General features: G+C 67.8%; 12 protein-coding genes. 3 read left to right on the forward strand and 9 right to left on the reverse strand.

What is annotated here, in order from left to right:
• Both ABDZ92_RS09335 and aroA read left to right on the forward strand, forming a co-directional pair.
• On the forward strand, positions 1-182 hold a 182-nt coding region (locus ABDZ92_RS09335; RefSeq protein WP_343762553.1), incomplete at its 5' end, for a hypothetical protein.
• 164 nt (positions 183-346) lie between these two features.
• A complete protein-coding gene (gene aroA / locus ABDZ92_RS09340) occupies positions 347-1,615 on the forward strand; it encodes a 3-phosphoshikimate 1-carboxyvinyltransferase (RefSeq protein ID WP_272695555.1) in 1,269 nt (422 codons plus the stop codon).
• Here aroA and ABDZ92_RS09345 read toward each other — a convergent pair.
• The 6 genes from ABDZ92_RS09345 to ABDZ92_RS09370 form a co-directional block, all read right to left on the reverse strand.
• Entirely contained in the window at positions 1,612-2,445 is an 834-nt protein-coding gene (locus ABDZ92_RS09345; protein WP_272695556.1) for an HpcH/HpaI aldolase/citrate lyase family protein, read from the reverse strand. The two genes, aroA and ABDZ92_RS09345, sit on opposite strands and share 4 nt — an antisense overlap.
• Positions 2,442-2,894, reverse strand: coding sequence for a MaoC family dehydratase (locus tag ABDZ92_RS09350; protein WP_125960469.1), 453 nt, complete (start codon positions 2,892-2,894; stop codon positions 2,442-2,444). Before ABDZ92_RS09350 ends, ABDZ92_RS09345 begins: the two co-directional genes overlap by 4 nt.
• Positions 2,894-4,828, reverse strand: a complete 1,935-nt coding sequence (locus ABDZ92_RS09355) for an acetyl/propionyl/methylcrotonyl-CoA carboxylase subunit alpha (protein WP_272695557.1) — start codon at positions 4,826-4,828, stop codon at positions 2,894-2,896. The genes ABDZ92_RS09350 and ABDZ92_RS09355 overlap by 1 nt, the downstream gene beginning before the upstream one ends.
• Entirely contained in the window at positions 4,825-5,421 is a 597-nt protein-coding gene (locus ABDZ92_RS09360) for an endonuclease domain-containing protein (protein ID WP_343762558.1), read from the reverse strand. The genes ABDZ92_RS09355 and ABDZ92_RS09360 overlap by 4 nt, the downstream gene beginning before the upstream one ends.
• Positions 5,304-6,905, reverse strand: coding sequence for a carboxyl transferase domain-containing protein (locus ABDZ92_RS09365; protein ID WP_125960472.1), 1,602 nt, complete (start codon positions 6,903-6,905; stop codon positions 5,304-5,306). Before ABDZ92_RS09365 ends, ABDZ92_RS09360 begins: the two co-directional genes overlap by 118 nt.
• A gap of 136 nt (positions 6,906-7,041) precedes the next feature.
• The gene (locus ABDZ92_RS09370) at positions 7,042-8,208 is read right to left on the reverse strand and encodes an isovaleryl-CoA dehydrogenase (protein ID WP_125960473.1); all 1,167 of its coding nucleotides are present in this window, start codon (positions 8,206-8,208) and stop codon (positions 7,042-7,044) included.
• A gap of 160 nt (positions 8,209-8,368) precedes the next feature.
• On the opposite strand from ABDZ92_RS09370, the gene trhO reads away from it, so the two are divergent.
• Positions 8,369-9,310: an oxygen-dependent tRNA uridine(34) hydroxylase TrhO gene (trhO, locus tag ABDZ92_RS09375; RefSeq protein WP_241211810.1), complete on the forward strand. Its 942-nt coding sequence runs from the start codon at positions 8,369-8,371 to the stop codon at positions 9,308-9,310.
• Positions 9,311-9,344: 34 nt separating this feature from the next.
• On the opposite strand, the gene ABDZ92_RS09380 is transcribed toward trhO, so the two are convergent.
• From ABDZ92_RS09380 to ABDZ92_RS09390, 3 genes are all read right to left on the reverse strand, one after another.
• Entirely contained in the window at positions 9,345-10,028 is a 684-nt protein-coding gene (locus ABDZ92_RS09380) for an HPP family protein (protein WP_125960474.1), read from the reverse strand.
• 101 nt (positions 10,029-10,129) lie between these two features.
• Positions 10,130-11,014, reverse strand: a complete 885-nt coding sequence (gene mmsB, locus ABDZ92_RS09385; RefSeq protein ID WP_125960475.1) for a 3-hydroxyisobutyrate dehydrogenase — start codon at positions 11,012-11,014, stop codon at positions 10,130-10,132.
• Positions 11,015-11,037: 23 nt separating this feature from the next.
• Positions 11,038-11,814, reverse strand: coding sequence for an enoyl-CoA hydratase (locus ABDZ92_RS09390; protein WP_125960476.1), 777 nt, complete (start codon positions 11,812-11,814; stop codon positions 11,038-11,040).
• Positions 11,815-11,825 lie beyond the last annotated feature (11 nt).

Consider the following 11,825-nt stretch of genomic DNA (forward strand, 5'->3'; position numbering starts at 1 on the left):
ATGTCAAAGAACAAAACGCCGGCGCTCCAGCAAACCCCTCTTTCAAGAGGCGCTCAGCACCAGGTTTTCTGCGACCTCAGCAAGCGCTCCGTTCGGTGCGCCGCTGCGGTGAACGGGTCTCTAGAGGCATCACCCAAACCCGTCAAACCCATTTTTCAAAAATGTTGCATTTTTCACTCTAAGCCGCGGAAATCTGCGCTTTTTTTGAAGCCCCGTAGCTTGTTTGAAGGGCTCGTCCGGTCGAATCGCCGCCTTCCGGGGTCATTTCCGACCCGTCCGTCCCCTTGCCTATCGGCTCTCCGCGCGTGATCTGCCTCTTATTCCCCGCGCATGAGTAAGGCGATCCATGACCAAGCCCGCTTCCGCATTGACGATCGTTCCGCCCCAGACGCCGCTCAGCGGTCGCGTGGCGTTGCCGGGATCGAAGTCGATCACGAATCGCATGTTGCTGATCGCGGCGCTGGCGCGCGGCACGAGCCGTCTTACGGGGGCGCTCAAGAGCGATGACACGAAACATATGGCGGCAGCGCTGCGAATGCTGGGGGTAAACGTCGAGGAGCCCGACCCGACCAGCTTCGTAGTGACCGCTTCCGGCACCTTGCGCCCTTCTGCCGAGCCGCTGTTCCTGGGCAATGCGGGAACGGCGATGCGCTTCCTGACCGCCGCTGCCGCCACGATCCAGGGGACCACGATCCTGGATGGCGATGCCCATATGCGCAAACGGCCGATCGCGCCGCTGGTGGAGGCGCTGCGCCGCATGGGGGTTACGATCGACGCGCCGAGCGGATGCCCGCCGGTCCGTGTAGAAGGAGCCGGCATCCCGGGCGGGCGGGTAATCGTCGACGCGGGGCTTTCCAGCCAATATGTCTCGGCACTGCTGATCGCAGCAGCCTGCGCGAAGGGCCCGGTCGAGGTCGTGCTGGCCGGGGGCGACATCGGCGCCCGCGGCTATATCGACCTGACGCTCGCTGCGATGAAGACCTTCGGGGGGCACGTCACGCCGTTGGGCGAAACGGGGTGGCGCGTCGCTGCCACGGGCTATCAGGCAGCAGACGCGATGGTGGAGCCCGACGCCTCGGCAGCCACCTATCTCTGGGCGGCGGAAGTTCTAACGGGCGGCGATATCGACATCGGCCTGGCGCCGGATCGCTTCAGCCAACCCGACGCAAAGGCGCAGGCGCTGATCGCCGCCTTTCCCAAGATGCCGGGCGTGATCGACGGTTCGCAGATGCAGGATGCGATACCGACGCTCGCTGTGCTGGCCGCGTTCAATGCGCGGCCCGTGCGTTTCACGGGCATCGCGAACCTGCGCGTCAAGGAATGCGATCGCATCCGCGCACTTTCAACCGAACTCAACCGCATCCGCAGCGGCCTCGCCGAGGAACAGGGGGACGACCTGCTGGTCCATGGCGATCCAGGACTTGCCGGCCAGACGCTGCCGACCGCGATCGAGACCTACGCCGATCACCGCATCGCGATGGCCTTCTCCCTGGCGGGCCTGAAGATCGGCGGGATCCGTATCCTCGATCCGGGATGCGTAGCGAAGACCTACCCCGGCTATTGGGACGCGCTGGCGTCTTTGGGGGTACAGCTGGTGCCGGAGGTCGGAGCCTAAGCGCTCGCTCGGGCGAGCAGGCGCTGCGCCTGCTTCAGGTGTGGCGCGTCGAGCATGCGCCCCTCGTAGCGCAGCACCCCTGCCCCCGGCGCAGCGGCGAAGGCGGCAATCACCGCCCGCGCTTCCTCAAGCTGATCGGGCGTCGGCGTGAAGGCGGCGTTGATGACGGGTACCTGCGCGGGGTGGAGCGCGAGCATGCCCGTGAACCCGTCCCGCGCCGCGCGCGCCGCATAGCGCGCCAGTCCTTCTTGATCGGCCAGCGCCGGGTACACGGTGTCGATCGCGGCCACACCGGCCGCGTGCGCGCCGAACAAGGCGAGCGCGCGTACCATCTGATAGGGAGGCGTGTAGCGCCCGTCCTCCTCCCGGGAGGTGGCAGCGCCGATCGCTGCCGGCAGGTCCTCCGCACCCCAGCTGATCCCGAGCAGGTGGTCCGCGACTTCCAAATAGCTGCCGAGCGCGAAGACCGCGGCGGGCGTCTCCGTCGCGATCGGAAGAACCCGGGGACCGTCGCCTCCAAGCCGATCCACGAGCCGGCGGATGCTCGCCGCGCCCTCCGCCTTGGGCAGCACGATGCCATCGGCACGTCGGGCGGCGGCAAGGTCGGCATCCAGGCGCCCTCCATCCAACGGATTGATTCGCACCAGCCGCAGGACACCGTCCGCCGGCTGTCCCAGGAACGTCGCCACCTCTCGCGCCGCCACATCCTTGGCGTCCGGATGCACCGAGTCCTCCAGGTCGAGGATGATCGCATCCGCGCCGCTCGCTGCCGCCTTGGTGAAGCGTTCGGGCCGGTCGGCAGGCACGAACAGCAGCGATCGCAGCCTCATGCCGGGCTCCGCCGCAGCAGCGCGGTACGCAGGCAGTCGCACACGACCACGTCGCGCTGATTGAACAGCTGGTGGCGGAAGGTGACGATCCCGGCATAGGGCCGCGACCGGCTGTCGCGCAGCTCCACCACTTCGGTTTCGGCGCGCAGCGTGTCGCCCAGGAACACCGGCTGCGGATGGACCAGCTTGTCGTAGCCCAGGTTCGCGACCAGCGTGCCGAGCGTCGTGTCGCCGACCGAAAGCCCCACCATCAGCGCGAAGGTGAAGGTACCGTTGACCAGGATCTGCCCGAACTCCGAGGCGCGCGCCGCCTCGGCATCCAGGTGCAGCGGCTGCGGGTTGTGGGTCATGGTCGAGAACAGCAGGTTGTCGGTCTCGGTCACGGTGCGGCGGATGTCGTGGGCCAGCCGGTCGCCCACCTGCCACTGGTCGTAGAAGCGTCCCGCCATCAGCCTTCCTCCCGCTCGACGCGCACGAGCAGCGAGCCTTCGCGCACCTGTGCACCCGCTGCTGCCGGCAACTCGGCAATCGTCCCGTCGAACGGCGCGACCAACCCGTGCTCCATCTTCATCGCCTCCAGCGTCACGAGCCGCTGGCCCTTCGTGACGATAGCTCCGTTCGTGACCTCGACTGAAGTCACGCGACCCGGCATTGGGCTGAGGATCGCTCCGTCGGCAGCAGCTCCGGCCACAATTCCAGAAGCACGGTGTTCGCGGAAGAGCCACGTTACGCCATCTTCGGTAACAACCCACCCACCGTTCCGGCTTTCAACCCACGGACAATGGTCAATGCTTCGATCCGAAAACACGACGTCGTATGTTCGTTTGCTGTCGTCCAAACGGACTAAGACTGGAGCGGGAGCTTGATTGAGGCGGAACCCTTGGAGACTCCGTGGGCCACGGTCGACGTTAAGCCACGTTCCCCTGATATCGGTTGCCGTGCCCCCGAAAGCATTATCCACTACAAGGTGCGCAACAGCCTGCAATACGGCTTCAGGGGCTTGTGCATCTGGGATCAAGTCTTCCCCTTCGCGTGCGATCAAACCGGTATCCATGTCACCCGCGTCGAACGCACCGTCCCAAAGAAGAAGGTGTAAGAAACCGGCGTTTGTTTTGACCGGCCAGCAGCGCACGTCCGCAGTCAGCTCTTTTAAGTTGTCAATTGCCTCCTGCCGGTTGACCCCTTTCGTCACCAACTTCGCGATCATCGGATCGTAAAAGGGTGAGATCTCGTCGCCCTGCTCCACACCGGTTTCGATCCGATACCGCTTGCCGCGACGCAGCTTTGGGAGACGAAAATACTCAAGTGTGCCTACGCTTGGGAGAAAGTCTTGAGCGGGGTCTTCGGCATAGAGCCGCGCCTCCATGGCCCAGCCGTCGATCGCCAGTTCCTCCTGCCGCTTCGGCAACGGCTCGCCAGACGCCACAAGCAGCTGCCATTCGACCAGATCCTGCCCGGTGATCTCCTCGGTCACCGGATGCTCAACTTGCAGCCGCGTGTTCATTTCCATGAACCAGATACGGTCGGCGCGCAGGCCCTCGGATGCGTCGGCGATGAACTCGATGGTGCCGGCGCCGACATAGTCGACCGCCTTGGCCGCCCGCACCGCCGCCGCACAGATCGCCTCGCGCGTGGCCGGGTCCATGCCGGGGGCCGGGGCTTCCTCGATCACCTTCTGGTGACGGCGCTGCAACGAGCAGTCGCGCTCGAACAGGTGGACGACATTCCCGTGGGTGTCGCCGAACACCTGCACCTCGATGTGGCGCGGGCGGGCGATGTATTTCTCGATCAGTACGCGGTCGTCGCCGAACGCCGATGCCGCCTCGCGCCGGCACGACTGGAGCAGTTCGGCGAACTGCGCGGCATCGTCGACGCGCCGCATTCCCTTGCCGCCGCCGCCGGCCACCGCCTTGATCAGCACCGGATAGCCGATCGCCTGCGCCTCGGCCGCCAGCCGCTCGGGGCTCTGGTCCTCGCCCAGATAGCCCGGCGTCACCGGCACGCCGGCGTCGATCATCCGCTGCTTGGCGGCGTCTTTCAGCCCCATGGCGCGGATGCTCGCCGGGTCGGGCCCGACCCACACCAGCCCGGCGGCGACCACCGCCTCGGCGAAGTCGGCATTCTCGGACAGGAAGCCATAGCCCGGATGGATCGCCTCCGCCCCGCTCTCGCGCGCGGCGGCAAGGATGCGCTCGCCCACCAGATAGCTCTCGCGCGCCGGCGCCGGCCCGATCGCCACCGCCGCATCCGCCAGCCGCACGTGCCGCGCGTTGGCGTCGGCCTCTGAATAGACGGCAACGGTGCGAATCCCCAGCCGCCGCGCCGTGCCGATGATCCGGCACGCGATCTCGCCCCGATTGGCGATGAGAAGAGACTGAATCATAGAAACTCCTGCTCCTCCCCGGCACGGGGAGGGGGACCAGCCGCAGGCTGGTGGAGGGGGCGGGCCACGCGCGCTGCGATGGCGGCGAGCACCGAACCAATGTCGCGCAGTACGTCGGAGGCATAGAGGCGCAGCACATCGATACCGTTGTCGCTGAGGAAGCGGTCGCGCTCCGCATCTCGCGCCGGTCTGTCTCCGTAGTCGTGCGCGGTGCCATCAACTTCTACCGCCAAAGACGCAGACGCGCAGAAGAAGTCGGCGATGTAAGGACCGAGAGGATGCTGTCGGCGGAAACGCACCCCGAGCTGGCGACCCCTGAGTTGCTGCCACAGCAGCACCTCAGGGGTCGTCATCTGCCGACGCAACGAGCGCGCCCGCGCGACCTCCGGCCGAAGCGTACGCGGCGCTCCCCCTCCACCAGCCTGCGGCTGGTCCCCCTCCCCGTTCTGGGGAGGAATCGATGCGACCACGCCACTCACATCCGGAACACGCCGAAGCGCGGCGTCTCCGGGATCGGCGCTTCCAGCGTCGCCGCCAGCGCGAGCCCCAGCACGTCGCGGGTCTGCACGGGATCGATGATGCCATCGTCCCACAACCGGGCGGTGGCATGCCAGGGGTTGCCCTCATCCTCGTACTTCTGACGAACCGGCGCCTTGAACGCCTCCGCTTCCTCCGGCGACCAGGTGGCAGCATCGCGGTGGACCGTGGCGAGCACGCTCGCTGCCTGCTCGCCGCCCATCACGCTGATCCGGCTATTGGGCCAGCTGAACAGGAATCGCGGACTATAGGCCCGCCCGCACATGCCGTAGTTGCCGGCGCCAAAGCTGCCGCCGATCAGCACCGTGATCTTGGGCACCGAGGCGGTGGCGACCGCGGTCACCAGCTTGGCGCCGTGCTTGGCGATGCCTTCCGCCTCATATTTGCCGCCCACCATGAAGCCCGAGATGTTCTGGAGGAACAGCAGCGGCACGCGGCGCTGGCAGGCGAGCTCGATGAAGTGCGCGCCCTTGACCGCGCTTTCGCTGAACAGCACGCCGTTGTTAGCGAGGATCGCGACCGGCTGGCCCCAGATGTGGGCGAAGCCGCACACCAGGCTGCTTCCATAGAGCGGCTTGAACGCGTGGAACTCGCTGCCGTCGACCAGCCGCGCGATCACCTCGTGCACGTCATAGGGCGCGCGCACGTCCTGCGGCACGATGCCGTAGAGCTCCTCCGGGTCGTGCCTGGGCGGGCGCGGCGGCTGGCGGTTGACGCTCGCTTCCGCCGGCGGCGGCAGCGTCGAAACGATGTCGCGCACGATCGTCAGCGCGTGCTCGTCGTTCTCGGCGACATGATCGACCACGCCGGAGGTGCGGCCGTGGGTCTCCGCCCCGCCCAGTTCCTCGGCGCTGATCTCCTCGCCGGTCGCCGCCTTCACCAGCGGCGGGCCGGCGAGGAAGATCGTGCCCTGGTTGCGCACGATCACGCTCTCGTCCGACATGGCGGGAACATAGGCGCCGCCGGCGGTGCAGCTGCCCATCACGCAGGCGATCTGCGGGATGCCGAGCGCCGACATGTTCGCCTGGTTAAAGAAGATCCGGCCGAAGTGATCGCGGTCCGGAAACACCTCGGCCTGGTGCGGCAGGTTGGCGCCGCCGCTGTCGACCAGATAGATGCACGGCAGCCGGTTGGCCTCGGCGATCTCCTGCGCGCGCAGATGCTTCTTGACGGTGAGCGGGTAATAGGTCCCGCCCTTCACCGTCGCGTCGTTGCAGACGATCATCACCTGCCGGCCGGAGACGCGGCCGATGCCGGCGATCACCCCGGCGCCCGGCACCTCGCCGCCGTAGAGATCGTGCGCGGCGAGCTGGCCGATCTCCAGGAACGGCGAGCCCGGGTCGAGCAGCCGCTCGACGCGGTCGCGCGGCAGCAGCTTGCCGCGCGCGGTGTGGCGCTCGCGGGCGCGCTCGCCGCCGCCTTGTGCGGCCGCAGCGACGTCGGCGCGCAGCCGCTCGGCCAGCGCGCGATTGTGCGCGGCGTTGGCTTTGAACGCCTCACTATCGGGTGCGACGTTGGTGGCGAGGACGGGGGCGGTCATGACAGCTCCTCCCCGCTCGCGGGGAGGGGGACCAGCCGCAGGCTGGTGGAGGGGGCGTGCGGCAAGAGGGGCGTGTGCGGCGAGCCCCCTCCACCACCGGCTGCGCCGGCGGTCCCCCTCCCCGTTCCGGGGAGGATCACTGCGCCACCGGCGGGTTGTTGCCGACCAGCTCCCGCCCGATCAACATCCGCCGGATCTCGTTCGTGCCCGCGCCGATATCCAGCAGCTTGGCGTCGCGCAGGAAGCGTTCGACCGGCCAATCCCTGGTATAGCCCGCCCCGCCCAGCGCCTGGATCGCCTCCAGTGCGACCTTCACGGCATTCTCGCTCGCCAGCAGGATCGCACCCGCCGCGTCGAAGCGCGTCGTCGGCCCGGCGTCGCAGCTGCGCGCGACGGCATAGACGTAGGCCCGCGCCGAATTGAGTGCGACGTACATGTCGGCGACCTTGGCCTGCATCAGCTGGAACTCGCCGATCGGCCGGCCGAACTGGCGCCGCTCGCGCACGAACGGCAGCACCACGTCGAGACAGGCCTGCATGATGCCGAGTTGGATGCCGGCCAGCACCGCGCGCTCGTAATCGAGCCCCGACATCAGCACGCCGACGCCACCATTCAGCGGCCCCATCACGTTCTCTTCGGGCACGAAACAGTCGTTGAACACCAGCTCGGCGGTGGGGCTGCCGCGCATGCCCATCTTGTCGATCTTCTGCCCGATCGAGAAGCCGGCCACGTCCTTTTCGATCAGGAAGGCGGTGATGCCGCGGCTCCCCTCGCCGGTCTTGGCATAGACCACCAGCGTGTCGGCATAGGCGGCGTTGGTGATCCAAAATTTGGTGCCGTTGAGGCGAAATCCGCCGTCGGCCGCCTCTGCGCGCAGCTTCATCGACACCACGTCGGAGCCGGCGCCCGCCTCGGACATAGCCAGGCTGCCGACATGCTCGCCGGAGATCAGCTTGGGCAGATACTTCGCCTTCTGCTCGGCATTGCCCCAGCGGCGGATCTGGTTGACGCACAAGTTGGAGTGCGCGCCATAGCTCAGCCCGATCGAGGCGGAGGCGCGGCTGACTTCCTCGACCGCGACGACATGCTCGAGGTAGCCGAGGCCCAGCCCACCGAACTCTTCCTCCACGGTGATGCCGTGCAGGCCGAGCGCACCCATCTCAGGCCACAGGTCGCGCGGGAACCAGTCTTCCGCATCCACCCGCGCGGCAAGGGGCGCGATTCGATCCGCAGAGAAGCGGCGTGTGGTCTCGCGGATCGCGTCGGCCATCTCGCCGAGCGCGAAGTCGAAGTCGGGGGTCAAATGGCCTCTCCATTCGTTCTGTTTTGCCCGAGTGTAGCATGGGTTTTCGCGAACGAAAGTTGCGCGTGCGTGAAACAGCCGAGAAGCGTCGTGGCGCTGCTGGCGGGCGACGACGCGATCCTCTAGAGCAGCGGCAATCCCCATCTTCCCGAGAACCACCGTGTTCGATCCGTTGCCGATCCGCGTCATCGCGCTGTACCGCTTTACCTCCCTCGCCGACCCGGCCGCGTTGCGGGGTCCCCTCGCCCAGACGTGCTGCAGCCTCGGCGTGAAAGGCACGCTGCTGCTCGCGCCGGAGGGGATCAACGGCACGATCGCGGGCACGGATGCGGCCATCGACGGGGCGCTCGCCGCCATCCGCGCACTGCCGGGCTGCGCGGAACTGGAGCACAAGGAGTCGCGCGCGGCGACCATGCCCTTCCATCGCATGAAGGTGCGGCTGAAGCAGGAGATCGTCACCATGGGCGAGCCGGAAGTCGATCCCGTCGGCCAGGTCGGCACCTATGTCGCACCGGAGCAATGGAACGACCTGATCGCCGATCCGGAGGTGGTGCTGATCGACACGCGCAACGCCTATGAGGTGGCGGTCGGCACCTTCGAAGGGGCCGTCGATCCGCAGACGGAGAGCTTTCGCGACTTCCCGCGTTGGTTCCGCGAGCACCGCGACGAACTGCTGGCGGGCAAGAGCAAAGTGGCGATGTTCTGCACCGGCGGCATCCGCTGCGAAAAGGCGACGGCAATGCTGCGGGCGGAGGGCGTGGACGAGGTCTACCACCTTAAGGGCGGCATCCTGAAATATCTGGAGACGGTGCCGGAGGCGGACAGCCGCTGGAACGGCGAATGCTTCGTCTTCGACCAGCGGGTCGCGGTGGGTCATGGCCTGGCGCCAGGCAGCCACGCATTGTGCCATGCCTGCCGCATGCCGGTGAGCGTCGCCGACCAGGCATCACCGCTCTTCGAGGAAGGCGTCAGCTGCCCCGCCTGCTACCATCAGCGCAGCGACGAGGACCGCGCCCGCTATGCCGAGCGGCACCGACAGGAGAAGCTCGCCGAGGCCCGCGGCCAGGAGCATGTCGGCGCGACGATCGCCGGTCGCGATTGATCAGCGAACACGGGAGCACGGAGCGCGCCTAGGATCACTTGCGCGCGCGCCTCTCGTTCGCGTGATGCTCCACCCGCTGGAACAGCAGGTCGAGATCCTCCTTGCTGACGTCGAACGTCTCGCCGAGGTCCTCCAGCGCGCGGTCCAGATCCTCCGGGTGCGGGACGCTCTCGACGGGCAAGGGCGCACGTGGCGCGACCGGCACCGGCCGGTGCGGGTACGAGTGCCCTGAGAAGCGGTGGAACAGGACTCCCGCCAGCATCAGCAGCACGGCATTGATGCCCACCGGCACGAACGCGAAACCATAGCCGGCCGACAGCACCGCAGGGCCGCCGACCACCGCCGTCAATGCCGCGGCACCCCCTGGCGGGTGGAGGCAGCGCAGCAGCGACATCGCCAGGATTGCGCCGCCGACCGCGATCCCCGCCGCCAGGTGCGGCACCGGCACCAACTTCGCCGCCGTCACCCCTACCAGCGCGGATACGATGTTGCCGCCAACGACGGACCAGGGCTGCGCAAGCGGGCTCGCCGGCACCGCGAACACCAGCACCGCCGCCGCGCCCATGGGCGCGACCAGCAGCGGCAGTGACGTCGTGTCGCCGAGCGCCCAGAAGCTGATCGCACTGGTGAGCGCGATCCCAAGCACCCCGCCCAGGCAGGCGAGCAGGCGATCCGGCAGGTTCGCACCGGCAAGAATGGGAGCAAAGAGAAGGCGCATCGGTCCACCGTGTTGGAAGACCGGCTCCTGTCGCCCGGTGCCCGGGAAGCCAAGTCAAAAAACGAGCTGCGCGGCCAAGCACTGCTTGGCGGCGCTTGCCCTCAGCTCTGCCGGCCGAGCATTCGGATGATGCCGGAAAAATCGGTGGCGGCACCCCCTTGTGCCACGAAGCTGCCATAGAGCTCCGCCGCCCGCGCGCCCATCGGCGTGTCGACGTTGGCGCCGCTCGCCGCGTCCAGCGCCAGCCGTAGGTCCTTGAGCATCAGCGCTGCGGCGAACCCGCCCTGATAGTCGTGATCCGCAGGAGTTTCCGGCCCCACGCCCGGAACGGGGCAATAGGTCGTCATCGACCAGCTCTGCCCGGAGCTTGCCGAGCTGATGTCGTAGAAGGTCTGCGGGTCGAGGCCCAGCCGCTCGGCCAGGACGAACGCCTCGCAGGTGGCGATCATGGTCGCGCCCAGCAGCATGTTGTTGCAGGCTTTGGCCGCCTGCCCGGCTCCCGCCCCGCCTGCATGGATCACCGCTCTGCCCATCGCCTGCAACAGCGGCTGGGCGGCCGCGAATGCCTCCTCGCTTCCGCCGACCATGAAGGTCAGCGTTCCGGCGGCCGCGCCGGCGATCCCGCCGGAGACCGGTGCATCGACGGCGAGCAGCCCCTTGGCCGTCGCCGCCTCGGCCAGCTGGCGCGCGGTCGCGACGTCGATGGTGGAGCTGTCGATCAGAACCGCCCCCGGTGCGGCCACGCCGAACACCGCTTCCTCATAGACTTGTGCGACGTGCTGCCCGGCCGGGAGCATCGTCACCACCGCCTCGGCGCCCTCGGCAGCCGCCCGCGCGCTCTCCGTCGGCAGGCATCCGGCCCTGCGGGCACGCTCCAGCGCCTCTTGCGAAAGGTCGAAGGCGCGGACGTCGTGCCCCGCCTTCGCCAGATTCGCGGCCATGCCGCCGCCCATGTTGCCCAGGCCGATGAAGCCGATCCGTGCCATATTCTACCCTCTCCCCGCCTGCCTCAGCGGCCCGTCCAATTGCCCGGCCGCTTCTCGACGAAGGCGGCCATGCCTTCCTTCTGGTCTGCGGTGGCGAAGAGCGCGTGGAACAGCCGACGCTCGAACTGGATGCCTTGGGCAAGCCCGGTCTCGAACGCGGCGTTCACCATCTCCTTGTTCGCCTTGACGGCCAGCGGCGCCATGCCTGCGATGGTGGCGGCGGTCTTCACCGCTTCCTCCATGAGATCGGCGGCGGGTACCACCCGACTGACGAGGCCGGCGCGCTCCGCCTCCTCGGCATCCATCATCCGGCCGGTCAGGCACATCTCCATCGCCTTAGCCTTGCCGACGGCGCGCACCAGCCGCTGCGACCCGCCCATGCCCGGCGAAACGCCCAGCTTGATCTCGGGCTGGCCGAACTTCGCCGTGTCGGCGGCAAGGATGAAGTCGCACATCATCGCCAGTTCGCAGCCGCCGCCCAGCGCATAGCCTGCAACCGCCGCGATCACCGGCTTGCGGGTGGCGGTGATGCGCTCGTACCCGGCGAAATGGTTGGTGCCGTACATGTCGGCAAAGCCCATCTCCGCCATTTCCTTGATGTCGGCGCCGGCGGCGAATGCTTTCTCGCTGCCCGTAATGACCGCGCATCCCTGCGAGGCATCTGCGTCGAAGGCGGCAAGCACGGCGATCAGGTCGGCGAGCACCTGCGCATTGAGCGCGTTGAGCGCCTTTGGCCGGTTGAGCGTGATCAGCGTCACCGCCTCGCGCTGCTCGACCAGGATCGTCTCATATTCAGCCAATGCAGGTCTCC

Source organism: Sphingomonas molluscorum (assembly GCF_039522995.1).
In the GTDB taxonomy this organism is placed as follows: Bacteria; Pseudomonadota; Alphaproteobacteria; order Sphingomonadales; family Sphingomonadaceae; genus Sphingomonas; species Sphingomonas molluscorum.